This is a genomic window from Corynebacterium sp. KPL2680, from assembly GCF_040225675.1.
GTDB classification, from domain to species: Bacteria; Actinomycetota; Actinomycetes; order Mycobacteriales; family Mycobacteriaceae; genus Corynebacterium; species Corynebacterium rhinophilum.
This window is the reverse complement of the sequence record NZ_JBEHFM010000001.1, coordinates 204,203-227,418: the sequence shown is the minus strand read 5'-3', so window position 1 is coordinate 227,418 and position 23,216 is coordinate 204,203. Positions and strand designations below refer to the sequence as shown.

Annotated in this window: 25 protein-coding genes; 15 read left to right on the top strand and 10 right to left on the bottom strand. The window is 58.2% G+C overall.

The genetic code is table 11. From position 1 onward, the window contains the following. Positions 1-300: 300 nt before the first annotated feature. The 8 genes from ABRP66_RS01130 (at position 301) to tuf (ending at position 8,835) form a co-directional block, all read left to right on the top strand. On the top strand, positions 301-915 hold the full coding sequence (locus tag ABRP66_RS01130; protein ID WP_284770904.1) for an ECF transporter S component: 615 nt from the start codon (positions 301-303) through the stop codon (positions 913-915). Positions 916-928: 13 nt separating this feature from the next. Continuing rightward, the gene (locus ABRP66_RS01125; protein WP_284852521.1) at positions 929-2,356 is read left to right on the top strand and encodes an ABC transporter ATP-binding protein; all 1,428 of its coding nucleotides are present in this window, start codon (positions 929-931) and stop codon (positions 2,354-2,356) included. Next, positions 2,349-3,119, top strand: coding sequence for an energy-coupling factor transporter transmembrane component T family protein (locus tag ABRP66_RS01120; RefSeq protein ID WP_284852522.1), 771 nt, complete (start codon positions 2,349-2,351; stop codon positions 3,117-3,119). Before ABRP66_RS01125 ends, ABRP66_RS01120 begins: the two co-directional genes overlap by 8 nt. A gap of 26 nt (positions 3,120-3,145) precedes the next feature. After that, complete coding sequence (locus tag ABRP66_RS01115) at positions 3,146-3,697, top strand: nucleoside/nucleotide kinase family protein (protein WP_284851476.1); 552 nt, start codon at positions 3,146-3,148, stop codon at positions 3,695-3,697. Positions 3,698-3,960: 263 nt separating this feature from the next. Next, complete coding sequence (rpsL, locus tag ABRP66_RS01110; RefSeq protein ID WP_005276879.1) at positions 3,961-4,332, top strand: 30S ribosomal protein S12; 372 nt, start codon at positions 3,961-3,963, stop codon at positions 4,330-4,332. Positions 4,333-4,338: 6 nt separating this feature from the next. Then, positions 4,339-4,806, top strand: coding sequence for a 30S ribosomal protein S7 (rpsG, locus tag ABRP66_RS01105; protein ID WP_023025169.1), 468 nt, complete (start codon positions 4,339-4,341; stop codon positions 4,804-4,806). Between the two features lie 318 nt (positions 4,807-5,124). Next, on the top strand, positions 5,125-7,254 hold the full coding sequence (fusA, locus tag ABRP66_RS01100) for an elongation factor G (RefSeq protein WP_023016729.1): 2,130 nt from the start codon (positions 5,125-5,127) through the stop codon (positions 7,252-7,254). 390 nt (positions 7,255-7,644) lie between these two features. Continuing rightward, entirely contained in the window at positions 7,645-8,835 is a 1,191-nt protein-coding gene (tuf, locus tag ABRP66_RS01095; protein WP_005276884.1) for an elongation factor Tu, read from the top strand. A gap of 542 nt (positions 8,836-9,377) precedes the next feature. Here tuf and ABRP66_RS01090 read toward each other — a convergent pair. From ABRP66_RS01090 to ABRP66_RS01075, 4 genes are all read right to left on the bottom strand, one after another. After that, positions 9,378-11,078: an ABC transporter family substrate-binding protein gene (locus ABRP66_RS01090; RefSeq protein ID WP_349838185.1), complete on the bottom strand. Its 1,701-nt coding sequence runs from the start codon at positions 11,076-11,078 to the stop codon at positions 9,378-9,380. Positions 11,079-11,224: 146 nt separating this feature from the next. Beyond that, positions 11,225-13,108 carry an ABC transporter ATP-binding protein gene (locus ABRP66_RS01085; RefSeq protein WP_284864779.1) on the bottom strand — a complete coding sequence of 628 codons (1,884 nt, stop codon included), beginning with the start codon at positions 13,106-13,108 and terminating at the stop codon, positions 11,225-11,227. Further along, on the bottom strand, positions 13,105-14,097 hold the full coding sequence (locus ABRP66_RS01080) for an ABC transporter permease (protein ID WP_502879899.1): 993 nt from the start codon (positions 14,095-14,097) through the stop codon (positions 13,105-13,107). Before ABRP66_RS01080 ends, ABRP66_RS01085 begins: the two co-directional genes overlap by 4 nt. Next, on the bottom strand, positions 14,098-15,081 hold the full coding sequence (locus tag ABRP66_RS01075) for an ABC transporter permease (protein WP_349838183.1): 984 nt from the start codon (positions 15,079-15,081) through the stop codon (positions 14,098-14,100). 347 nt (positions 15,082-15,428) lie between these two features. Between ABRP66_RS01075 and ABRP66_RS01070 the strand changes: the two genes are divergently transcribed. After that, entirely contained in the window at positions 15,429-16,127 is a 699-nt protein-coding gene (locus tag ABRP66_RS01070) for a hypothetical protein (RefSeq protein ID WP_284852525.1), read from the top strand. Here the strand turns inward: ABRP66_RS01070 and amaP are convergent. From amaP to ABRP66_RS01040, 6 genes are read right to left on the bottom strand one after another with little or no spacing between them, the layout of a single operon-like run. Continuing rightward, on the bottom strand, positions 16,116-16,691 hold the full coding sequence (gene amaP / locus ABRP66_RS01065; RefSeq protein WP_284770913.1) for an alkaline shock response membrane anchor protein AmaP: 576 nt from the start codon (positions 16,689-16,691) through the stop codon (positions 16,116-16,118). The two genes, ABRP66_RS01070 and amaP, sit on opposite strands and share 12 nt — an antisense overlap. Continuing rightward, on the bottom strand, positions 16,684-17,250 hold the full coding sequence (locus ABRP66_RS01060) for a DUF6286 domain-containing protein (protein WP_284770914.1): 567 nt from the start codon (positions 17,248-17,250) through the stop codon (positions 16,684-16,686). The genes amaP and ABRP66_RS01060 overlap by 8 nt, the downstream gene beginning before the upstream one ends. Then, positions 17,243-18,373: an Asp23/Gls24 family envelope stress response protein gene (locus ABRP66_RS01055; protein ID WP_284852526.1), complete on the bottom strand. Its 1,131-nt coding sequence runs from the start codon at positions 18,371-18,373 to the stop codon at positions 17,243-17,245. The genes ABRP66_RS01060 and ABRP66_RS01055 overlap by 8 nt, the downstream gene beginning before the upstream one ends. Further along, on the bottom strand, positions 18,373-18,567 hold the full coding sequence (locus ABRP66_RS01050) for a hypothetical protein (protein ID WP_023025176.1): 195 nt from the start codon (positions 18,565-18,567) through the stop codon (positions 18,373-18,375). The genes ABRP66_RS01055 and ABRP66_RS01050 overlap by 1 nt, the downstream gene beginning before the upstream one ends. Positions 18,568-18,569: 2 nt before the next feature. After that, positions 18,570-18,917 carry a Rossmann-fold NAD(P)-binding domain-containing protein gene (locus tag ABRP66_RS01045; protein ID WP_284781929.1) on the bottom strand — a complete coding sequence of 116 codons (348 nt, stop codon included), beginning with the start codon at positions 18,915-18,917 and terminating at the stop codon, positions 18,570-18,572. 5 nt (positions 18,918-18,922) lie between these two features. Continuing rightward, a complete protein-coding gene (locus tag ABRP66_RS01040) occupies positions 18,923-19,402 on the bottom strand; it encodes an Asp23/Gls24 family envelope stress response protein (RefSeq protein ID WP_005276899.1) in 480 nt (159 codons plus the stop codon). Positions 19,403-20,113: 711 nt separating this feature from the next. On the opposite strand from ABRP66_RS01040, the gene rpsJ reads away from it, so the two are divergent. From rpsJ to rpsS, 6 genes are read left to right on the top strand one after another with little or no spacing between them, the layout of a single operon-like run. Further along, positions 20,114-20,419: a 30S ribosomal protein S10 gene (gene rpsJ, locus ABRP66_RS01035; RefSeq protein ID WP_003848085.1), complete on the top strand. Its 306-nt coding sequence runs from the start codon at positions 20,114-20,116 to the stop codon at positions 20,417-20,419. Between the two features lie 23 nt (positions 20,420-20,442). Next, complete coding sequence (gene rplC / locus ABRP66_RS01030) at positions 20,443-21,099, top strand: 50S ribosomal protein L3 (RefSeq protein WP_284781928.1); 657 nt, start codon at positions 20,443-20,445, stop codon at positions 21,097-21,099. Then, positions 21,096-21,749: a 50S ribosomal protein L4 gene (gene rplD, locus ABRP66_RS01025; protein WP_239269115.1), complete on the top strand. Its 654-nt coding sequence runs from the start codon at positions 21,096-21,098 to the stop codon at positions 21,747-21,749. The genes rplC and rplD overlap by 4 nt, the downstream gene beginning before the upstream one ends. Further along, complete coding sequence (gene rplW, locus ABRP66_RS01020) at positions 21,749-22,051, top strand: 50S ribosomal protein L23 (RefSeq protein ID WP_005276934.1); 303 nt, start codon at positions 21,749-21,751, stop codon at positions 22,049-22,051. The genes rplD and rplW overlap by 1 nt, the downstream gene beginning before the upstream one ends. Before the next feature lie 35 nt (positions 22,052-22,086). After that, complete coding sequence (gene rplB, locus ABRP66_RS01015) at positions 22,087-22,923, top strand: 50S ribosomal protein L2 (protein ID WP_005276935.1); 837 nt, start codon at positions 22,087-22,089, stop codon at positions 22,921-22,923. 13 nt (positions 22,924-22,936) lie between these two features. Next, positions 22,937-23,215: a 30S ribosomal protein S19 gene (rpsS, locus tag ABRP66_RS01010; protein ID WP_005276936.1), complete on the top strand. Its 279-nt coding sequence runs from the start codon at positions 22,937-22,939 to the stop codon at positions 23,213-23,215. Position 23,216: the final 1 nt, after the last annotated feature.

The window sequence follows — 23,216 nt, the reverse complement described above, 5'->3', positions numbered from 1 at the left end:
GGTAAGCGGGGGCTCTTGTCGTTGGGGTTGATTGTGGCGGTTGCGCACGCCAATCCGGCCGCCGAATCGGTTGCGGGGACCCCTATGCGTGCCTGCTAGTATGAGTAAAGCCTGTGGCCCAGATAAGTAAAATATGGGCCTTGGACTACTTGATTTACACCATTACACGGGAGCTTTCAGAATCTGTGGGTCCGCGGGCGCACAAGCCGCAGAGGCACAGAAATGAAGGCTGAGATACTGCGATATGACGCGGTGAACCGTTGAACCTGATCCGGGTAATTCCGGCGAGAGGGAGAAAAAATGACTGCTAATACTGCTGGGGCCGCAACACCAAAGCGCAACTTGGACTGGCGCGTGGTGGATATTGTGGTGGCATCCGTCTTAGGTGTTGCCTGTGGTTTCGTATTCTTGGGCTGGAATGCCGTGGGCTATGCCTGGTACGAGGCCATGGATGCTCTTACGCCGGGTCTTGGAGGCTTGGCCACCGGCATCTGGCTGCTTGGCGGCATCCTGGGCGGATTGGTCATCCGCAAGCCGGGTGCAGCGGTGTACGTGGAGGTTCTCGCCGCTACCGTGTCTGCCGTCTTGGGTTCGCAGTGGGGCATTAGCACCCTGTACTCGGGCCTGGCGCAGGGGATTGGTGTGGAAATCATTCTCGCTATCTTCATGTACCGCCAGTTCAACCTTGGCGTTACCATCCTGGCCGGTATGGCAGCAGGCTGGGGTGCCTTCGTCCTAGAGCTGTTTACCTCCGGTAACCTCGCGAAGTCCTTCGAGTTCAATGTGATCTACTTGGTCACGTTGACCATTTCCGGTGCTATCTTGGCCGGCGCCCTGGGCTTTTACCTGGTGAAGGCATTGGCTAAGACCGGTGCCCTTGACCGCTTTGCAGTAGGCCGCGAACAGCGCGCTTAGGGCTTAGACCGCTGTGACTGATTTTTCACACTTCAAGGGAAATGCCACAAAAATCTCGGCTCGCGGCTATGGGTGGACCCACGCTGGGCGCTCCCAACCGGCGCTGCAGGACATAGACCTCGTCCTCGAACCCGGTGAGAAGATCCTGCTTTGCGGGGACTCCGGTTCCGGAAAGTCGACGCTATTGGCGGCGATGGCAGGTGTCTTGGGCTCCGATGAGGAAGGCACGCGCACCGGCGAGATTACCTTGGAGGATTCTGCGGGCACGGTGGAAGAGCCGGGGCGGACCATTCCGGTGGGGCTTGTCCTCCAGGATCCGGATTCGCAGGTCATTTCCGCGCGCGTGGGCGATGATATCGCCTTTGGCTGCGAGAACCTGGCGTATCCGCGCGAGGAGATCTGGCGCAGGGTGCAACAGGCTCAAGACCTAGTTGGCCCGTATGTGGATCTGGATTTTCTCACCGAGCATCTGTCCGGCGGGCAAAAGCAACGCTTGGCGCTCGCCGGGGTTATCGCCATGGGCGCGGGCGTGGTCCTATTGGATGAGCCGACCGCTAACCTGGATCCGGAAGGCGCGCAGGACGTGGTGCGGGCCGTCGGCAAGCTGGTGGAGCACACCGGTGCCACCTTGGTGGTAGTCGAGCATCAGCATGCGGCGTGGGAAAGCGTGCTGGACCGCGCGGTAGAGCTGAAGGATGGGCGCATTATTTCTGATGGCCCCTTTGCTGACGTCGCCCGCAAGCGCCAGGTCACCGGTCTCCCGCGGGCGCGGTCGCTGGGAAGCGATGCGCTCGCAGAGTCCACTGCGGCGCTGTGGAGCAAGGACTTGGTAACCCGCTATGGGCCGCCGCGGTCTATATCCCTGCCGGCGGGGGCGTCGACCGTCATCACCGGGCGCAATGGCGTGGGAAAATCCACGTGGCTGATGACAATGGCCGGCCTATTGCCTGCCGAGTCCGGGGAAATCGGGGTTGCTGATTTCATCCGCCGCGGCGTGAAGGGCGCTCCTTCCCGCTGGAAATCCCGCGAATTGGCTGACCGCATTGGCTTCGTATTCCAAAATCCGGAACATCAATTTGTCTCGCGCAGCGTGGAAGAAGAACTGCGGGTCGCGCCCAAAGTCATGCGCGTTGATCCCCCAGAAAAACGCATCGCGCAACTGGTGGAATCGCTGCGCTTGGGGCATTTGCTGAAGGCCAATCCATTTACGCTATCCGGTGGTGAAAAACGCCGGCTTTCCGTAGCAACGGCGCTGGTGACCGCGCCGGAGGTATTGCTTTTGGACGAGCCGACCTTTGGCCAGGATCCCGGAACCTTTGTGGAATTAGTGGGCCTGTTGCGCCAATTGGCCGATGACGGCACCACCATTGCCTCCATTACCCATGACCCGCAATTCATGGCAGCCTTGGGCGATTACGAGGTGGAGGTGCGCGGTGCCTAATTTATTGCGCAATGTAAACCCGCTGACCCGCATCTTCTTGATGTTTGTCTGGGTCACGCCGCTGCTTGCCTCTATCGACTGGGTATCGGCGGCGATATCGCTAAGCCTGACACTCATCTTGGCGCCGCTGTGTGGCGTCTCCTGGGTGCGCTTGTGGAAGACCGGCTGGTTCTTATTCCTCATCGCCCCGCTCTCGGGCATTTCCATGCTGCTCTATGGTGCGCCCGGTGGAGAGGAGTACTTCAGCTGGTGGCTTATTACGGTCACGGAAAATTCGGTCACCTTGGCTATCGCGATCACGCTGCGTGTGCTCGCGGTCGCGCTACCAACGGTGGTGCTCGCACGCGATATCGATCCCACCGAGCTTGGCGATGCCCTCTCGCAGATCCTCCGCCTTCCCTCCCGCTTCGTCATCGGCGCCGTGGCCGGCGTGCGCATGATGACGCTCTTGAAATCGGATTGGCAATCGCTCGGCATGGCGCGCCGAGCCCGTGGGCTCACGGATGAAGGGCGCTTCAAGCACTTGCTCACGATGTCCTTTGGCCTGTTGGTGATTGCCCTGCGCCGCGGCGGCAAGCTCGCGACGGCGATGGAAGCGCGCGGTTTCGGGCGCACCCCACCCGGAGGAGGGGAGCGGACCTGGGCCCGAGAATCCAGGTTGCACGCCCGCGATGGGTGGATGATGGCCTGCGGCCTCGCCCTTGCTTGTGTACCGGTGGTAACTTCGGTACTTACTGGGGCCTGGAGATTCTTTGGCCTTTAATCCGCGAAAGCAGTGATTCAAGCACTATGGACATTGATGCCGAACAAGAGCGCCTCTTGGAGGACATCGTTAAGCTAGCAGCCTCGCGAAAGCGTGCGTTTAAACCCATCACGGTGCTTATCGATGGCCCCTCGGGCTCCGGCAAAACCTGGACCTCCGCCGCCTTGGCAGATCGCACTAATTGGCGGGTGGTTCACCTCGATGAATTCTATCCCGGTTGGCATGGCCTGGAGAAGGGCTCCGAGATGGTGGGCGAGCAGGTCTTGCGCACCATGAACCCTGGTTATTGGCGCTGGGATTGGGAGGCCAATTGCCCCGGGGACTGGGCAAGCCTCGACGTTCGTGATGACCTCATTGTTGAAGGCGTTGGCTCCGTGACCGCGGATAATATCGCGGCGGCGAAAAAGCGCGGCGCGGTGGTGACCGTGCGCATCGATGGCCCCCGCGACCAACGCTATGAGCGCGCGATTGCCCGCGAGCCGGCCTATGAGAAATGGTTTAGCACCTGGGAAGAGCAGGAGAAATCCTACTTTTCTGATAAGGCCGCAGAGCCGGACCTGACGTGGGAGTGGGAGTAGCTCCTCCGCGCCGTCGGCAGGATACATTCCCTGTTTTGTATTCATAGCGCTGGCTTTGCTAGTCTTATCTCTAGTTCACTATGTATTGTGCACCCTGTTTGAATATGGCGCGCAAAGAACATGGTGAAAAGTCTGATCCTTAACAAGGCGCCAGCCTTGAGAAGAGTTCTGGACATGCGGAAGCGCCCCGGGAAAGAGCGCCTATTTTCGCATGTTTGGTTCCCTTCTTAAGAAGTGGTGCAATTCGACAGAAAGACTGTTTAATGCCAACTATTCAACAGCTGGTCCGCAAGGGCCGCCAGACCAAGCGCAAAGAGGTTTCTACCGCTGCGCTGAAGGGTTCCCCGCAGCGTCGTGGCGTGTGCACCCGCGTGTACACCACCACCCCGAAGAAGCCGAACTCCGCTCTTCGTAAGGTTGCTCGTGTGCGCCTTACCAGCGGTATCGAGGTTTCGGCCTACATCCCAGGTGAGGGCCACAATCTGCAGGAGCACTCCATGGTCCTCGTTCGCGGCGGCCGTGTGAAGGACCTTCCAGGTGTTCGTTACAAGATCATCCGCGGCTCCCTGGATGCCCAGGGTGTCAAGGACCGTAAGCAGGCTCGTTCCCGTTACGGCGCAAAGAAGGGACAGTAATAAACAATGCGTAAGAATGCTGCTCCGAAGCGTCCTGTAGTAAAGGACCCGGTATACAACTCCGAGCAGGTAACCATGCTCGTCAACAAGATCCTCCAGGACGGCAAGAAGTCCACCGCAGAGCGCATCGTTTACGGCGCGCTTGAGGCTTGCCGCGAGAAGACCGGCACCGACCCGGTTGGCACCCTGGAAAAGGCCCTGGGCAACATCCGCCCAGACCTCGAGGTTCGCTCCCGCCGCGTGGGTGGCGCTACCTACCAGGTGCCGGTCGAGGTTCGCCCGGACCGTGCCAACACCCTGGCACTGCGTTGGATGGTGACTTTCACCCGCCAGCGTCGCGAGAACTCCATGATCGAGCGTCTCTCCAACGAGATCCTGGATGCCTCCAACGGCCTCGGCGCTTCCGTGAAGCGCCGCGAGGATACCCACAAGATGGCTGAGGCTAACCGCGCCTTCGCTCACTACCGCTGGTAATTTTCAGCACCTTCATCAATGGCCTAAGCAACGAGAAACGAGTTTCGCGCTGATTTCCGGGTTTCCCGGCGGCGACACAAAACTTCATATCTCTTGCTTGGGCCATTTTGGTGGCACCGGGTGTGATTTAGACCAGCGCAGCTGGCCTAGTCCAGCGCATTCGCTTTATGTCCAGTACACTGAAGCGATGGAAGTCTAGGAGCCACTGGGCACCTAGCACGGCCACTCAATGGCAAACTTTTCAAGAACTTATCCATGCAGGCGTCTTAGCCAGGTTTCTGGTCACGGCGTCGACGACTATTAAGTTGGGGTATAAACGTGGCACAAGAAGTGCTCAAGGATCTGAACAAGGTCCGCAACATTGGCATCATGGCCCACATCGATGCTGGTAAGACGACCACTACCGAGCGTATTCTCTTCTACACCGGTATCAACCGTAAGGTGGGCGAGACCCACGACGGTGCATCCACCACTGACTGGATGGCACAGGAGAAGGAACGCGGCATCACCATTACCTCCGCTGCCGTGACCTGTTTCTGGAACAACAACCAGATCAACATCATTGACACCCCGGGTCACGTTGACTTCACCGTTGAGGTTGAGCGCTCCCTGCGTGTCCTCGATGGCGCCGTCGCCGTCTTCGACGGTAAGGAAGGTGTGGAGCCACAGTCCGAGCAGGTGTGGCGCCAGGCTGCTAAGTACGACGTTCCGCGTATCTGCTTCGTCAACAAGATGGACAAGCTGGGCGCAGACTTCTACTACACCGTTGACACGATCGTTGAGCGCCTGGGCGCTAAGCCGCTCGTTATGCAGCTGCCTATCGGTGCTGAGGATGACTTCGACGGCGTCGTTGACCTGCTGAACATGCAGGCCATCACCTGGCGCGGCAAGGTCGAGACCGGTGCTGAGCCAACCTACGAGGAGATCCCTGAGGACCTCAAGGAAAAGGCTGAGCAGTACCGCGAGCAGCTGGTTGAGGCCGTTGCAGAGTCTGACGAAGAACTCATGGAGAAGTACTTCGGCGGCGAAGAGCTTTCCATCGACGAGCTGAAGGCCGGCATCCGTAAGCTGACCATCAACTCTGAGATTTATCCGGTTTACTGCGGTACCGCTTACCGCAACAAGGGTGTCCAGCCACTGCTGGACGCTGTCGTGGACTTCCTGCCTAACCCACTGGACGTGGGCGAGGTTATCGGCCACGCCGTGGGCGATGAGGACCAGCAGCTTACCCGTAAGCCTTCCGTTGAGTCTTCCTTCTCCGCGCTGTCCTTCAAGATTGCAGCTCACCCGTTCTTTGGTCAGCTCAACTTCGTGCGCGTGTACTCCGGCCAGGTCACCCCTGGTACCGAGGTCATGAACTCCACCAAGGGCAAGAAGGAGCGCATCGGTAAGCTCTTCCAGATGCACGCCAACAAGGAGAACCCGGTGGAGCAGGCTGACGCCGGCAACATCTACGCCGTTGTTGGTCTGAAGGAAACCACTACCGGTGACACCCTGTGTGACAAGAACGACCAGATCATTCTTGAGTCCATGGACTTCCCGGATCCGGTTATCAAGGTCTCCATCGAGCCGAAGACCAAGGCCGACCAAGAGAAGCTGGGTAACGCCATCCAGAAACTTGCTGCTGAGGACCCAACCTTCACCGTTGAGCTGGATGATGAAACCGGCCAGACCGTCATCGGCGGTATGGGCGAGCTCCACCTCGACGTTCTTGTTGACCGCATGAAGCGCGAGTTCAAGGTCGAGGCAAACATCGGTAACCCACAGGTTGCTTACCGCGAGACCATCCGCCGCAAGGTGGAGTCCATCGACTACACCCACAAGAAGCAGACCGGTGGTTCCGGCCAGTTCGCAAAGGTTATCTGCACCATCGAGCCGTACAACCCGGACCCAGAGACCTTGGAAGAGGGCGAGTCTGCAACCTACGCTTTCGAGAACGCCGTGACCGGTGGCCGCGTGCCGAAGGAATACATTCCTTCCGTCGATGCTGGTATCCAGGACGCTATGCAATACGGCTACCTGGCTGGCTTCCCGATGGTCAACATCAAGGCAACGCTCGAAGACGGCGCTTACCACGACGTTGACTCCTCGGAGATGGCCTTCAAGCTGGCCGGCTCCCAGGTATTCAAGGAAGCTATGGCCAAGGCAAAGCCGGTTCTGCTGGAGCCAATGATGGCCGTTGAGGTTGTTACCCCTGAGGAGTACATGGGTACCGTTAACGGTGACATCTCCTCCCGTCGTGGCCAGGTCTTCGCCATGGAAGACCGCTCCGGCGCCAAGGTCGTCAAGGCCAAGGTTCCGCTGTCTGAGATGTTCGGCTACATCGGTGACCTGCGTTCTTCCACCGCAGGCCGCGCTAACTTCACCATGGTCTTCGACTCCTACGCTGAGGTTCCTTCCTCCGTGGCTCAGGAGATCATCGAAGAGCGCACCGGCGGCGCGAACTAATAGCGACGCCCCGCCCGTTCAGCGGTGGTTAAGGGCTGGTAGTCTCTGCCAGTAGATGCCAGCCTCACCGCTGAATGTGGCAACTGGGCCAGGGTAGCGGCGGGCTGAGTTTGCAGCTAACACCATTGGTTGTGAATTGAGCCGGCCGTTACCCTCCCAGGATCCTTTATTTGAGACTCTTGTTGAGGGAAATGGCCGCGAAGATACGCGGGGTTACCTCCTATAATGGCGGTTTGAAAAAACCGCGGGATAAATCTAGGATCGTGTAACTGGCACGTAAAGAAAGCGTCATTAGCGCTTTGTCCCAGACAATGGGTCAGGTGCCAATGACAACTGTCAACCACGTGGCTGCGAAGGTCGTAGCCACCATATAGTCCAGGAGGACATACAGTGGCAAAGGAGAAGTTCGAGCGTACGAAGCCGCATGTGAACATCGGCACCATCGGACACGTCGACCACGGCAAGACCACCACCACCGCAGCGATCACCAAGGTTCTGGCTGACCAGTACCCTGAGGAGAACCAGGCATTCGCTTTCGACATGATCGACAAGGCTCCTGAGGAGAAGGAGCGCGGTATTACCATTAACATCTCCCACGTGGAGTACTCCACCCCGAAGCGTCACTACGCACACGTTGACGCCCCGGGCCACGCCGACTACATCAAGAACATGATTACCGGCGCAGCTCAGATGGACGGCGCTATCCTGGTTGTTGCTGCAACCGATGGCCCGATGCCGCAGACCCGTGAGCACGTTCTGCTTGCTCGCCAGGTTGGCGTTCCTTACATCCTCGTTGCACTGAACAAGTGCGACATGGTTGACGATGAGGAAATCATCGAGCTCGTGGAGATGGAGATCTCCGAGCTGCTCGCAGAGCAGGACTACGATGAGGAAGCTCCTATCGTTCACATCTCCGCTCTGAAGGCACTCGAGGGTGACGAGAAGTGGGTACAGTCCATTGTTGACCTGATGGATGCCTGCGACAACTCCATCCCTGACCCGGAGCGCGCTACCGACCAGCCGTTCCTGATGCCTATCGAGGACATCTTCACCATTACCGGCCGCGGTACCGTTGTTACCGGCCGTGTTGAGCGCGGTCGTCTGAACGTCAACGAGGACGTTGAGATTATCGGTATCCAGGAGAAGTCCCAGAACACCACCGTTACCGGTATCGAGATGTTCCGCAAGATGATGGACTACACCGAGGCTGGCGACAACTGTGGTCTGCTTCTGCGTGGTACCAAGCGTGAGGACGTTGAGCGTGGCCAGGTTGTTATCAAGCCGGGCGCTTACACCCCTCACACCAAGTTCGAGGGTTCCGTCTACGTCCTGAAGAAGGAAGAGGGCGGCCGCCACACCCCGTTCATGAACAACTACCGTCCTCAGTTCTACTTCCGCACCACCGACGTTACCGGTGTTGTGAACCTGCCTGAGGGCACCGAGATGGTTATGCCTGGCGACAACGTTGAGATGTCCGTTGAGCTCATCCAGCCTGTTGCTATGGACGAGGGCCTGCGCTTCGCTATCCGCGAGGGCTCCCGCACCGTCGGCGCTGGCCGCGTTACCAAGGTTCTCGACTAATCGAGGCTTCGTAACCGCTCAGTAGAGCTTTAAGAGTCCGCTGCACCGCATACCGGTGTGGCGGACTTTTTTGATCCCTACTCGCCTTGAATTGGAAGATCGTTGCCTACGGGCAGTGCTGGTGCTTTAGCGGCTGTTTGCTGCACTCCCGAGGTAACTGTAGGACCAGTCTGAGGCCTACTTACGCCGTTAGAGGCCTGAATGCAGCGATATGGCTGTGCCAGGGTAGAGGCCATCTCGGAGGCTTTTAGCTGTAAGCGCCATAGGCGCGGGCCGCCCTTAGGTAGGAGTCGCAATGTGGTGGCTCTAGGGCATCCGTGTAGTAGCGAGTCCTATAAGCTGCCGGACGGTCTGCGCAAACGGCTAACGGGCCGCCAACGCGAGCCTGTCTCGCTGTTCTCGTGTGGGCAGCGAGTTTGTTTTCCTTACGTTGGGTCCTGTTTGGGGTTTGCAGGGTCCAAGCATACCCAAACACAAAGGAAGGCCTTCCACTACCTGCAGGCAGGTAGTGGAAGGCCTTTACCTAGTAAGGGAAGTAGTTATTACTTCTCCCAGCCGATGTTTTCCTTAGGGATGACGGCGAATCCAGGGGCGCCCATGTTGGCGATGCCCTTCTTCAGACCGACCATCTGGGGGCCGTTGGCGAACGGAAGCAGTCCGTATTCCGCGAAGGCTTCGGACTCGAGCTCGTTGATGCGCTCGATCTGCTCATCGCGGGTCGGCAGCTTCTGCATCTCTTCAATCTTCTTATCGAATTCCTCGGTACCAGTGCCGGACTTGTTGAGGGTGGAGTCGCTGGCGTAGGTCTGACCGAAGAATGCCGGGCCGAATGGGTCACTTGCGGCGATACCGGAGAGGAAGAGGTCAAAGTCGCGCTCGTTGCTGATCTTGGAGAAGTCAGAGCTTGGGCGCTCCTCAATCTTCAGCTCAATGCCAGCGTCCTTCAGCATCTTCTGGACGGCGGTAGCGGTGGACTTGGAGACCTCGTCATCGCCGATAAGAACGTAGCGCAGAGACAGCTTGTCGCCGTCCTTGGCGTAGTAGCCATCATCGCCCTCAGAGTAGCCGGCGTCCTCCAGCAGGCTCTTGGCCTCTTCAACGTCGTACTCGAGAACCTCAGAAAGGTTGTCCTTGTAGTCTTCCTGGGTTGGGTACAGGGTCAGGGAGCCAGGCATTTCCTCTTCATAGCCCAGGCCGTTGTAGCGGATCTCTGCGAGCTGGTCGCGGTCGATGGCTGCAAATACTGCGTGGCGAACATCTTTATCAGCCAGCTGTGGGGCCTTGGAATTCAAGGTGAATAGGACGTTGGCCGGGCGGGTGGCTGCGCGGACGTCGATGGAATCGCCCATGTCGGCGGCGATGGTGAGGTTGTTCTTGCTGCCCACGCCGGCGGCGTCGATTTCGCCAGCCTGGAAAGCGTTGATGGTTGCCTGGGACTCCATCGCGCGGTAGCTGACCTTGTCCAGCTTCGGCTCATCACCCCACCACTTTTCGTTAGGCACGAAGGACACGGTGCCGCCGCGGAAGTCGGAGTTTTCCACCTTGAATGGGCCCGCGCCGTACTGTGGGTTGAGCTTGCCCAAGTATTCCTGGTCAAATTTCTCGGCGGTATCGATCGCTGGGTGCAGGATGTCGTTGAAAAGTCCCTGCCACCATGGGTATGGGCTCTCGAAGGTGACCACGGCTTCCTTGTCGTTCTCACCCTTTTCCACGGATTCGATTAGCTCGTAACCGTCGGTGGAATTGACCTGGACGTCCATGTCCTTGCCGTTGTTGAAGCGCCAGGTGTTCTCGAAAGCGGTCCAGTCAATGGGGGTGCCATCGTTGAAGGTGGCGTCATCGTTGATGTCGTAGGTCACGACGGTCTTATCGCCCTCGGTGGACTCGTCTACCGAATCCAGGTACGCGGGGTTTGGGGTGTAGTTACCCTCGCCGTCATAAAGCGCCATTTGCGGGTTGTACCAGCCCCATACGGTGCTGGTATCGGTGGTCATGTTGGCGTGTAAACGGTTCTGCTGCTCGGTCAGCTCCCCAAGGGAGAGGGTGAGCTCACCGCCGTCCTTAATCTCATCGCGTTCTTTTTCGTTGTAGTCACCGGACGGTTTGACGTCGATTTCGAGACCGCCGACAGCCTTGTTGGAGGAGTCGCCACCGTCACCAGAACCCGAGCAGGCGGTGAGTGCGAGCGCCGTGGCGGAGAGAGTGGCAACCGTTGCTATACGGAAGCGACCGAACTTTTTCATGGGGATTACTCCTTGCGTGAGATGAAGACGAAGTTGGCATAGACGGTCGAATAGGTAACCGTCTACTGCAACCATGTGAATTACTTTACAAGATTTATATTTGTGTCCGCAATCACTTTATGGAAAGAGTGCGGGGCTCGAGGGAGCTAGGCCCGGGACTTTTCCCTGCGTGCGCGGGCAACCTTGGGATCCGGATTCGGGATGGCATCCAGAAGCTTCTTGGTGTAGTCATCCTGCGGGTTATCGAAAATCTCATCCGTCGAGCCGGACTCGACGAACTTGCCCTTGTACATCACCGCAACGCGGTCCGAAAGGTGGCGCACGACGGAAAGATCGTGGGCGACGAAGAGATAGGACAGGCCCAGCTTTCGCTTGAGGTCCTCGAGGAGGTTAATGACACCCGCTTGGATGGACACGTCCAAGGCGGAGACTGGCTCATCCAGCACAAGGACCGAAGGGCGCGTGGCTAGGGCGCGTGCCAAGCCGATGCGCTGGCGCTGGCCGCCGGAGAAGTGGCTAGGGAAGCGGTCCAGCTGCGAGGAGTCGAGGCCGACCAGTCCCATGAGCTCGTTCACGCGGGCATCGACATCGCCATCAAAGCCCAGCGAGTTGAGCGGCTCCGCAATGACTTCGCGTACGGTCAGGCGGGGGTTCAGCGAGCTCATTGGGTCCTGGAAGACGATCTGGATGTCTTTGCGGGCCTCGCGGCGCTCGGACCCACTCATGCCATTGGCATCCTTGCCATTGAGGACAACGGCACCGTTTTCAGGGTCCAGATCCATGATCTCCAGCAACGTGGTGGTCTTACCGCAGCCAGATTCGCCGACGATGGCCATGCACTCGCCTTCGCGGATATCGAAGGTGAGGCCGTCAACGGCCTTGACGGTGCCTACCTTGCGCTTAATCAAAGCGCCCTTGGTTAGCGGGAACTGCTTACGCAAGTCGTTCACGGCGAGGGTGGTCTTGCGATCCGCGCGGGGAACGTCGGCCAAGATGTCATCGGCAAGCTGCGGCGGCTTGAACATCAGCTCGCCGTCGATCTTGCGGTCGTGGATCTCCGGCGCGCGGAGGCAAGCGCTGCGGTGGGATACGGATTCATCCTTGAGCGGAAGCAGCTTCGGCTCGCCGGACAGGCAAGCCTCCTGCGCTACGGGGCAGCGCGGGGCGAATTGGCAGCGATCCTTTAGGTTCACCAAGACCGGTGGGTTGCCCTCAATGGGGGTCAGAGGTTCCGAGGCCGAGGAATCAGGGCGCGGCGTAGAACCAAGTAGTCCTACAGTGTAGGGCATGCGGGGGTTGGAGAAGATGGTATCGACATCGCCGTGTTCTACCGGTTGGCCGGCGTACATGACCATGACATCGTCAGCGGTTTCTGCCACCACGCCCATATCGTGGGTAATCATGATGGTGGCGGCGCCGGTTTCGCGCTGCGCCAGACGGATGACGTCCAGGATTTGCGCCTGGATGGTGACGTCGAGGGCCGTCGTCGGCTCATCCGCGATGAGCACGCGCGGGTTATTCGCAATCGCAATGGCGATGACCACGCGCTGGCGCATACCGCCGGAAAACTCGTGCGGGAAGGACTTCAGGCGCAGGTGGGGCTCGGGGATGCCCACCAGATCCAGCAGCTCGGTGGCTTGCTTCAGGGCTTCTTTCTTGCCGATGTCCTGGTGGGCCTGAATGGCCTCTACCAGCTGCGAGCCAATATCGAAGACCGGGGTCAGCGCGGAGAGCGGATCCTGGAAGATCATGCCGATGCCATTGCCGCGGATGCTCGACATTTCCTTATCAGAAAGCCCGAGGAGTTCGCGGTCCTCGAATTTCACGGATCCTTCAACCTTGGCGTATTCCGGCAGTAGACCCATGATGGACATGGAAGTCACGGACTTACCGGAACCGGATTCGCCGACGATGCCCAGGGTGCGGCCGGGGTGCAAATCAAAGCTCACACCGCGCACCGCAGAGACGGTACCTGCTTCAGAAGGAAAGCTGACGCGTAAGTCATTGACGGACAAGATAGGCGAAGTCATAGTTTACCTCCGGAATTGGAGTTGGGATCGAGTGCGTCGCGCAGACCATCGCCAATAAATGCCATGGAGACGGTCAGCAGCGTCAAGGTAGCGGCGGGGAAGTAGAACTGCCATGGGGCGGATTGCAGGGAGGCAGTACCGCCCTGCAGCAAGGTACCGAGGGAGACATCGGGAAGCTTCACGCCCAAGCCCAGGAAGGACAGTGCGGTCTCAGAGCCCACGGTGCCCACAACGCCGAAGACGAACTGGATGATAAGCAGCGAACCAATGTTTGGAATGACGTGGCGGACGATGGTGCGCATCTTGGATACACCCATGTAGCTTGCAGCGCGGACATAGTCCTGCTCGCGGACGGTAAGTGCTAGGGACCAAATCACGCGGGCCTGGTACATCCAGCCGGAGGCGATAAGGACGACCATCAGAAGCTTCCAGTCACCGCCGGAGCCTGCCACCACAAGGGCGATGAGCAGGAAGGTTGGGATGGAAAGCAGGAAGTGGATAACCGCGAGGACGGCCTTTTCTGCAAGTCCGCCCCACAGGGCTGCGGCGCAGCCGACGAAGGCCGAAATGACCAGCGTGGCGAAGGACACCACGATTGCAATGGTCAGGGACCTGCCCAGGCCGTGGATGGTTTGGGCATAGAGGTCATTGCCGGAATCGTTGGTACCAAACCAGTGCTCGGGGCTCGGTGGCTCAGATAGGGCGAGGAAGTCCGGTTCCGTGTAGTCCCACTGGGCAAAGAAATTGCCAAAAAGGGCGGCAAAGATGAGAAAGCCCAGGATGATGACGCCAACGGTGGCTAGCTTGTTGCGGAAGAAGCGGCGAATATACAGCTTGTACCGGGAAGTACCGCGGGGGACCTCCGGCAACGTGGCCATGCGCTCGGCTTCCTCATTGCTTAACGGATCCTCAGAGACGACCTCGGTGCGCGTAGAAACCTCGCCGCGGGGCTGTTTCTTGGACATCTTTGGTTCTTTGGGATTTGTCATTTAGCTCACCCTTACTCGTGGATCCAAGGCGACAACAACGAGGTCTGCCAGAACGGCAGACACGGCCGTCATCGCGGCACCGAATGCCGCCACGGCTACCGCGCCATTGATGTCGTTCTTACTGATGGTCTGGATGAAGTACTGGCCCATACCGTTCCAGCCGAAGATGCGCTCCGTCATCACGGCACCGGTGAAAATGCCGGGCACGGAGAATGCGACGGAGGTGGCCACCGGGATGATGGAGGTGCGCAGTGCGTGCTTGCGGATGGCCTGCTGGCGGGTAAGTCCCTTTGCGCGTGCGGTGCGGACATAATCCGCATCGAGGTTATCGAGCAATAGCGTGCGCTGGGTCATGTGGTAGCTGGCGTAGCTGATGATCACCAGGGAAATCGTGGGCAGGATGAGGTGCTGTGCGGAATCTAGGAGCTTGGGGAAGAATCCCTCGACCCCTAGGGACTTGGAACCGACGACGTAGAAGATCTTTTTGCCGGTCAGATCGTTGATTTCCAGCGCGGCCCACACGACGGCGATGGAAGCAACAACCACGTGGGTGTTCATCGCAATGATGGAAATTCCCTGCCACACGCGGTCACCGGTCTTGTACTGGCGGGAGGCGGTGTATACACCAACCGCTACACCAATAACGATGGACAGGATGGTCGCAAGCAAGAGTAGCTGCGCGGACACCCAAATGCGGTAGCTGATCTCCTCGTTCACCATCTCACCGACCGGGGACTGACCCCAATCCCACTTCGTGATGATGTTGGTCAGCCAGGTCCACCAGCGCTCCAAAAGTGGGGTTTCTGGGCTGAGGTTGTAGGGCTCGAGGAGGTTATTGATTTCCTCATCCGAAAGTGGTGGACGGCGCTCGGTGTAGTTCGAACGCGGGTCCAAAAACGAGGCTGCCAAGAAATAAGCCAAGTTAGTGGCTAAAAAGATCATGAGTAACCAGCCCAAGATCTTTTTGATCAAATACTTTGTCATGGGGAAATTCTCCGTGCGCGGTTAAGCAGGAAACAGTGCGAATAAATATGAAGCCAACGATGGAGTCGTTGTATGTGACCAATCTAATAAGATATAAGCAAGGGCACAATTCACATAGCCCCGTGATGTACATCGCCAATCAACCAATAGGTATTTTTTCAGTGTAGACACTTAGGGTGCTAAAAAGAAAAATGGGATTCAGCTGCAGATTTAAAAACCTAAATTGTTCAACAGTTATAAGAAACGATTAACTGAAAATAAGTGACAACGGGGGTAACCAATCGGCCCGAGTGGGGTGATCCTCCGCGGCTGTATTAGGGCGGATGGGCTCGGTAGGCTAGTTGCTTATGGAAGATCCCACTCGCATTGACCCGACCTTGGCAGCGCTGCGCAAGGCGTGGGAGGGGCAACCCGATTTGAGCCTGCCTACGCTTTTTGCCTTATTGGCCAACCGGGGCATCGGCTGGGGCGTGAGCGACGCGGAGTTGGTCGCTGAGTTGGAGCGGCAGGCCGAAGTTCATCCGCCGTTATTGCCCCTTGAGGATGGTCGCGTGGGCACAGGTGAGTGGCTCGTGTTTAGCGATGCCCCCACCTGCCGCATCACCGCCGATGCCTCCCGCATCATTGTTCGCCGCGCGAATACACAGCCGGTGGTGTGGGCATATAGTGCGATTAGGCCAACAGGGCCTGGCCGGCCCTTCGTGGTTACGGATACTGAGGGCTTTGAACACCGCCTTGGAATCGTCTCCAGTATCATGCGGCTGTCTGAACAGCTACCAGAACTCAGCGGTCTTAAACGCTACGAGTTGGGAGATTTTGTCTATGTTCTTCGATTCGAGGACGCGGTTGCAGTTCTGGACCACGGATTGCATCTCTTTCATAAGGAAAATCGGCGGGTGGTGGCCCGCGATTATGCGTGGAAAAGGATAGAAAAATGCCGCCCTGGCGAGGAGCTGGAAGTACTCCTCGAGGGCGGCGATTATGCGCGGCTCGGTAAGGTGGTTGAGGTCCTTGCTGCAGAGACCCCAAACCCCTTATTCAGCTAAATCCTTCATCGGCTTAACCTTGGTGAAGTGCAGCTTATAGCTGGTATCCAGGTCAGCATTCGGGAAAGCCTCACGGAAGTCGCGTTCATTAGTTTCCACAGCGTTGGTCAAGCGCTCCAGCGGCGTATCTGGGTTAGCAACCACCGTGTACTGCAGTGTTGGGCGGGCGCGGTCGTACGCAACCAAGCGGTCCACGCGTTCCACACCATCTCGCGAGTCCAGATCCTTGGCCACCGCGGTGGCGATGGCGTTCATGGATGCAGAGATTGCGCCTTGTTCATTGGAGGCTGCGGAGTCCACATTATTAAACCGGCGGTGACGCAGGTTCACGACGATGAGCCACAAGCCAATGATGAGCAGCAGGGCAGAGGCACCAGCCAAGACCCAGACCCACCAACTATTTTCGCTTAAAGTGCGCCACGTATCGTGGTCTACCCACTCGGCCAAGTACTCAGCAAATTCCACATTGAAGTTAATGAGGATTGGCCATACGCCTAGCGCGATGAGGATAATTCCGAGCAGGCCGAGGAGGATTCGGTCAAAGGTAGCAAGCTTTTTAGACATGATTATCCATCTCCGGAATCTTCTCTACGGCTACGGTGACCTTTGGTGGGTCTGCAAGGACCTCTAAAGCGCTGTTGACAGCCTTTTCCACGCGCCCAGGCAAATCGGAGTCTTGCTCATCGCCATTGACGGTGACCTTCGCGCTCTTGGTATCAGCCGAAGTCTGCGCGGAAGCGACTCCCGGAACACGGCGTGCTGCAGCAGAGCTCAATCGTGCGACATCAACTGGCCGCATCCACATGGAAGCGGACTCAGAAGTGATCTGAGTGTGGGTATTGCGACGGGTCTTTACCGCAGCGAATACAAAGATGAGACCAACCACGATGGAACCCACGCCCGCCCAGATCATCCACGTCTCTAATTGCTCGGTGGCAATAAGATCGAGGACCGGCTGGACCCACGATTGGGCATTAGCGTCCGCGCCGACAAGCCAGGTTTCGCGTACCCCCACAACGCCAATGACAAGCAGCACAAAACCCAGGATTACGGTCCACGTGCGAACTGCAGGAGACGCCTTGGGCTGCTGCCCGAAATGCTCAGGCAAATTCATTTCAGCCATTATTGCCTCCTTGCTCGTGGTACGGGGTAATGGAAATAGCACGCAGCGGCTCAGGCCGTGGCGCATAGACGTGCAACGGGCGCTGGCTAGCTGGCGATACCTCGATGCGCTTCAGCGGTTCCTGGCGCGGGGCCTGAACCTTGCGCAGTGACGCGGGTCTAGCGGTTCGCACGCGCTGCTCGCTACGGGAATTATCGATCTCGATCTTGCGCAGTGGCTGCGGGCGCGGCGGCTGCACCTTACGCAGGGGAGCCGGGCGGGCAACGCGAACGCGCTTTTTCTGTTCAGTATTGTTGATCTCGATTTTACGCAAAGGCTGCGGACGGGGGACAGAGACCTTTGCCTTTTTGACAAAGGGGCGTACCTGTCCGCTCGGAAGCAACCTGCCAGGGCGCGGAGCGCGAACGCTGCGTACGTGCTCTGGGCGCGGTTCGACGATACGGCGTAGTTCGTGACCTTCCGGAGCGCTAATTTCTAGCAGCTGATGATCCGGAAGGTCAGCGGAAATGCTGCGCACCGGTGCCTCCCGCGGCGTATCGACAGAGCGCACTGGCGTGTCACCAGAGGGCGCCGATACTCCGCGAACCGCAACTTCCTTTCCAGAAGAAATTTCGCGGATTTCCGCCTCTTGCGGGGTGTCGACATTGCGGACTGCGGCTTCTTCCGGAGTCTCGATGCTTCGCACTTCGACCGAGTCCTGAGTAACAGGCTGGGTCACGGTAGAAGGTGTGACCTCAGGGGTAAAAGCTGAAGCGGCAGGACGCTGCGCAAGCTGTTCTGCGGTAACGCGAGTACCCGGAATCGATTCACCGACGGTGACATTAACGCGGGTGGTGGAATAGCCGGTATGGGCAGCAATAGCCTCTGAAATGGCGGCACGCGTACTTTCCGCGACTGCGGTAACCGGAGATGGCCACACCACCGCGATGGTCGCGCTCACGGCGGCGACCTCACGCTCTGGGTCCATCTGTACCGAAACCCGTGGATAACCGCGTCCGCCAATGCCAGCAAGCTTGGCATCTAAATCTTTTGTGCCAGGCACGCTAGCAATTGCGGCGGTCACGATTCGTTCCATGGTCCGCAGCGAGAAACGCGTGTGGCCCTGAGTGGAACCTTCTGACATTAGCCTTGGCCTTTCTCCTTGCCGATGAGGCCATTCCACACGGCGCTGAGGTCGATGCGGCCATCAAAGTGGGAACCCAAGAGGCCACCGACGGCAGCAAGCAGCACGGCGAGCAGCGTCCAACCCCAACCTAAGTACAAAAAGAAGGCAAGTAGCAGGCCGATAACAATGCCCAATGTGGTGTAATTTTTCATATCTAATCCTTCGAGGGAGCAGCGGATAAGCCATCTACGGCGTCAGAAAACTCAACGTCGACGCGTTCTAGCTCCGTACATGCCTTGCGGGCTGCCGAGCGGACTTCTTCCGCTAGGCGGTACAGATCAGGCTGCGCACTGATATCAACACGGACGTTGATTTGCAGGTGGCGATCGTCGCGGGGATCGGGCCGGCGCATGCCGGTAACCCTTTCGCCCGGGAAGAGTAGGCTCACCGAGCCGTAGGATCCGCCGTCAAGGCCCGCGACACCGTTGAGCTTTTGCACCGCTTCCGCAATTGCGTGAGCGTGGCTTACCTCGAGCTCAAATTGTGCTCGGGGTTCAGGCATTGTTCTTATGCCTGGCCCTGGTTCAGTGCAGCCTGCTCTTCAGACTCGGAGTCTTCCTTCGGCAGCTTGACGTTGTGAACAACAACGTCAACGCGCTCTACGGTCAGGCCGGTCATGCGCTCGACAGCGTTCATGATGTTGCGGCGGATTGCCTCAGCCAGCTCGTGGATAGCAACACCGTACTCAGCGGTGATGGCAATCTCGATCTTTGCGGAGCCGTTTTCTACCTCTACGTCAACACCCTGGCGTACGTCCTCGGATGCGCCGAAGGACTCGCGGATGGTGCCCATCATGCGAGCGCCGCCGCCACCAAGGGAGTCAACACCGGAAACTTCGCGGGCTGCAATGCCAGCGATCTTGGAAACAACGACGTCATCAATGGTGGTGGTGCCGTACTGAGTCTCCAGGTTGTTGTTTACCTCGCGCTCTTCAGAAGCGGCAACGTTGTTCTCAGAGTGCTTTGCAGGAGTGTTGTTCTCAGACATGGTCTTTAAGGCCTTTCCTTAAATATTGACTTGCATGGTCGCAATATGAAATTGAAGGATCAAGAACCAGCGGTTCAAAATCCTTCCTTGAGCGTACCTACCGGCTAACCACTCGTGGGGTCTGTGACAACAATTTTTACCAAAACGTGATTATTGGCACTATTGCCGGGATGGTTTGAAAAACACCAGCCCATCGTGCTTAAATACTTAGGTTGCTTTAACAGGGCAGTGCGAACCGGTAACGGACCGTCTTAAATACGGTGCGCATCGGGGAGACGCTGAGCTGGTAAAGCGAACATGACACCTTCGTTGTCACCGTGTCTCAGGATTTTCCTGAAACACAGACTGGAAGGTCATCCGATCGGGCTAGGTCCGCGCTAGAGCAGAGGCACCCCGAGACGATGGACCGGAGAAGGGGCATGGCAAATAAACAGCGGCAGTTAGCGAATAGGACACTCTCCACGTGTAATGCGTGAAAACCGTCCTCTTCACAATACTTTGACTACGGGTCTTGTACCCCGTCAGGAGCACTGCAGACTGGCATTTGCCATGTGCTGTATCTCTTGGTTGTCATGACAGTCAGACCACTGGCGTTGTGTCAGGCCCCAGGCCCGGACAACGTTATAGAGAAATCGAGAAGCAATTTCCCACCGCTTCACGCCCCGGAAACGCCGGGAATGTGAAAGTGGGGAAGCGAGGAAGAGGATAAGCGTGGCGGGACAAAAGATCCGCATTCGGCTGAAGGCCTATGACCACGAGGCAATCGACGCTTCTGCAAAGAAGATCGTCGAGACCGTTACCCGTACGGGTGCTCGTGTAGTTGGCCCAGTGCCGCTCCCAACCGAGAAGAACGTGTACGCAGTTATTCGTTCTCCGCACAAGTACAAGGACTCTCGCGAGCACTTCGAGATGCGCACGCACAAGCGCCTGATCGATATTCTCGACCCGACCCCGAAGACCGTTGATGCTTTGATGCGCATCGATCTTCCGGCAAGCGTCGACGTGAACATCCAGTAAGCGACTTTGGTGGAGAACTAATAATGAGTGAAAACGAGATCAAGGGCATTCTGGGCAAGAAGCTCGGCATGACCCAGGTCTTCGACGATGACAACCGCGTTGTTCCGGTTACCGTCGTTGAAGCAGGGCCATGCGTTGTCACCCAGATTCGCACCCCCGAAACCGATGGCTACAGTGCCATCCAAATCGCCTTTGGCGAGATTGACCCACGCAAGGCAAACAAGCCTGAGGGTGGTCACTTCAAGAAGGCTGGCGTAACCCCACGTCGTCACGTTGCGGAAATCCGCATGGATGACACCTCCGCATACGAGGTTGGCCAAGAGGTCAAGGTAGACATCTTCGAAGACATCACCTTCGTTGACGTCACCGGCCAGACCAAGGGCCACGGCTACGCTGGTGCTATGAAGCGCCACGGCTTCCAGGGTCAGGGCGCAGCTCACGGTAACCAGGCCGCTCACCGCCGCGTTGGTGGTATCGGTGGCGCTGCTACCCCGGGCCGCGTCTTCAAGGGCAAGCGCATGGCTGGCCGCATGGGCCACGACCGCGTGACGACCCAAAACCTGAAGATTCAGAAAGTCGATGTCGAGTCCAACCTGCTGCTCATCAAGGGTGCTATCCCTGGTGCGCGCGGTGGCCTCGTCACCGTTAAGACCGCAGTGAAGGGCGGTGCACACGCATGAGCAACCTCAAGCTAGACGTCCACACCTCCGAAGGTAAGACCAATGGCTCCGTGGACCTGCCGGCTGAAATCTTTGACACCGAGGCATCCGTTGCTTTGATGCACCAGGTTGTCAACGCACAGCTTGCTGCTGCTCGTCAGGGCACCCACGCCACCAAGACCCGCGGCGCTGTCCGCGGTGGTGGTCGCAAGCCTTTCCGCCAGAAGGGTACCGGTCGTGCGCGCCAGGGTTCCATCCGTGCGCCGCATTACACCGGCGGTGGCACCGTCCACGGCCCGCAGCCACGTAGCTACGCACAGCGCACCCCTAAGAAGATGATCAAGGCTGCTCTCTTCGGTGCGTTGTCTGACCGTGCTCGCAACGAGCGCATCCATGTCATCGAAGAGTTGGTTCCAGGCCAGAAGCCGTCCACCAAGGCGGCCAAGGCTTTCCTCGAGTCCCTGACCGAGCGCGACAACGTGCTGCTGGTTATCGGCCGCGAGGACATCAACGCCCGTCGTAGCGCTAATAACCTGCCGAACGTTCAGATCTTGGACGCCGGTCAGCTCAACACCTACGACGTTCTCTACTCCGATGACGTTGTGTTCTCCGTTGAGGCGCTACACACCTTCATCACTCGCGCTACCGGCGCGGATAAGGAGGAGAACTAATGGCTAAGATTTCTAACCCGCGCGATGTCATCATCGCCCCGGTTGTATCTGAGAAGTCCTACGGTCTGATGGAGCAGAACGTCTACACGTTCTTCGTCTCCCCAGACTCCAACAAGTCCCAGATTAAAGATGCCGTCGAGCAGATCTTTGACGTGAAGGTCGACTCCGTGAATACCGTAAACCGTGCAGGTAAGCGCAAGCGCACCCGCACCGGTTTCGGTCAGCGTAAGTCCACCAAGCGCGCATACGTGACGCTCCGTGAAGGCAGCGACTCCATCGACGTCTTCGGCGCAGGCGCTTAAGCGCCACCGGAGAGCCGAAAGGAAAAGGAAGAATTATGGCTATTCGTAAGTACAAGCCGACAACTCCGGGTCGCCGCGCATCCTCCGTATCTGAGTTCGACGAGATCACTCGCTCGACTCCGGAGAAGTCCCTGCTGCGCCCGCTGAGCAAAACCGGTGGTCGTAATAACTACGGCCGCATCACCACCCGCCACATCGGCGGTGGCCACAAGCGCCGTTACCGTCTGATCGACTTCCGTCGTAACGACAAGGACGGCATTCCGGCAAAGGTCGCTCACATCGAGTACGACCCGAACCGCACCGCAAACATTGCATTGCTGCACTACGTAGATGGCGAGAAGCGCTACATCATCGCGCCGAAGGGCCTGAAGCAGGGTGCTGTTGTCGAGTCCGGACCGAACGCAGATATCAAGGTGGGCAACAACCTGCCGCTACGCAACATCCCGACCGGTTCGACCATCCACGCTGTTGAGCTCAAGCCGGGCGCTGGCGCTAAGCTGGCTCGCTCTGCTGGTGCTTCCATCCAGCTGCTGGGTAAGGAAGGCAAGTACGCCGTTCTGCGTATGCCGTCTTCTGAAATCCGCCGCGTGGACATCCGTTGCCGCGCAACGGTTGGTGAAGTTGGCAACGCCGAGCAGATGAACATCCGCTGGGGCAAGGCCGGCCGCATGCGTTGGAAGGGCGTTCGCCCGACCGTCCGTGGTGTCGTTATGAACCCGGTTGACCACCCACACGGTGGTGGTGAGGGTAAGACCTCCGGTGGTCGCCACCCAGTGTCCCCATGGGGTCACAAGGAGGGTCGCACCCGCAACCCGAACCGTTACTCCAACAACATGATCGTGCGCCGCCGTCGCCCGAACAAGAAGCGCTAAGAGGAGGTAAACAATGCCACGCAGCCTTAAGAAAGGCCCGTTCGTCGATGAGCACCTCCTCAACAAGGTGGATGCTCAAAACGATGCAGGCACCAAGCAGGTCATCAAGACCTGGTCTCGCCGCTCGACCATTCTCCCCGATTTCATCGGACACACCTTCGCCGTCCACGACGGCCGCAAGCATGTGCCGGTCTTCATCGAGGACTCCATGGTCGGCCACAAGTTGGGCGAGTTTGCACCAACCAAGACCTTTAAGGGTCACGTCAAGGATGACAAGAAGGGACGTCGATAAG

Excerpts from the sequence above, each read along its gene's own strand:
- ABRP66_RS01130 (WP_284770904.1), top strand. The coding sequence starts at position 301 with ATGACTGCTAATACTGCTGGGGCCGCAACACCAAAGCGCAACTTGGAC.
- ABRP66_RS01115 (WP_284851476.1), top strand. The coding sequence starts at position 3,146 with ATGGACATTGATGCCGAACAAGAGCGCCTCTTGGAGGACATCGTTAAG.
- rpsL (WP_005276879.1), top strand. The coding sequence starts at position 3,961 with ATGCCAACTATTCAACAGCTGGTCCGCAAGGGCCGCCAGACCAAGCGC.
- rpsG (WP_023025169.1), top strand. The coding sequence starts at position 4,339 with ATGCGTAAGAATGCTGCTCCGAAGCGTCCTGTAGTAAAGGACCCGGTA.
- ABRP66_RS01090 (WP_349838185.1), bottom strand. The coding sequence starts at position 11,078 with ATGAAAAAGTTCGGTCGCTTCCGTATAGCAACGGTTGCCACTCTCTCC.
- ABRP66_RS01085 (WP_284864779.1), bottom strand. The coding sequence starts at position 13,108 with ATGACTTCGCCTATCTTGTCCGTCAATGACTTACGCGTCAGCTTTCCT.
- ABRP66_RS01080 (WP_502879899.1), bottom strand. The coding sequence starts at position 14,097 with ATGACAAATCCCAAAGAACCAAAGATGTCCAAGAAACAGCCCCGCGGC.
- ABRP66_RS01075 (WP_349838183.1), bottom strand. The coding sequence starts at position 15,081 with ATGACAAAGTATTTGATCAAAAAGATCTTGGGCTGGTTACTCATGATC.
- ABRP66_RS01070 (WP_284852525.1), top strand. The coding sequence starts at position 15,429 with ATGGAAGATCCCACTCGCATTGACCCGACCTTGGCAGCGCTGCGCAAG.
- amaP (WP_284770913.1), bottom strand. The coding sequence starts at position 16,691 with ATGTCTAAAAAGCTTGCTACCTTTGACCGAATCCTCCTCGGCCTGCTC.
- ABRP66_RS01060 (WP_284770914.1), bottom strand. The coding sequence starts at position 17,250 with ATGGCTGAAATGAATTTGCCTGAGCATTTCGGGCAGCAGCCCAAGGCG.
- ABRP66_RS01055 (WP_284852526.1), bottom strand. The coding sequence starts at position 18,373 with ATGTCAGAAGGTTCCACTCAGGGCCACACGCGTTTCTCGCTGCGGACC.
- ABRP66_RS01050 (WP_023025176.1), bottom strand. The coding sequence starts at position 18,567 with ATGAAAAATTACACCACATTGGGCATTGTTATCGGCCTGCTACTTGCC.
- ABRP66_RS01045 (WP_284781929.1), bottom strand. The coding sequence starts at position 18,917 with ATGCCTGAACCCCGAGCACAATTTGAGCTCGAGGTAAGCCACGCTCAC.
- ABRP66_RS01040 (WP_005276899.1), bottom strand. The coding sequence starts at position 19,402 with ATGTCTGAGAACAACACTCCTGCAAAGCACTCTGAGAACAACGTTGCC.
- rplC (WP_284781928.1), top strand. The coding sequence starts at position 20,443 with ATGAGTGAAAACGAGATCAAGGGCATTCTGGGCAAGAAGCTCGGCATG.
- rplD (WP_239269115.1), top strand. The coding sequence starts at position 21,096 with ATGAGCAACCTCAAGCTAGACGTCCACACCTCCGAAGGTAAGACCAAT.
- rplW (WP_005276934.1), top strand. The coding sequence starts at position 21,749 with ATGGCTAAGATTTCTAACCCGCGCGATGTCATCATCGCCCCGGTTGTA.
- rplB (WP_005276935.1), top strand. The coding sequence starts at position 22,087 with ATGGCTATTCGTAAGTACAAGCCGACAACTCCGGGTCGCCGCGCATCC.
- rpsS (WP_005276936.1), top strand. The coding sequence starts at position 22,937 with ATGCCACGCAGCCTTAAGAAAGGCCCGTTCGTCGATGAGCACCTCCTC.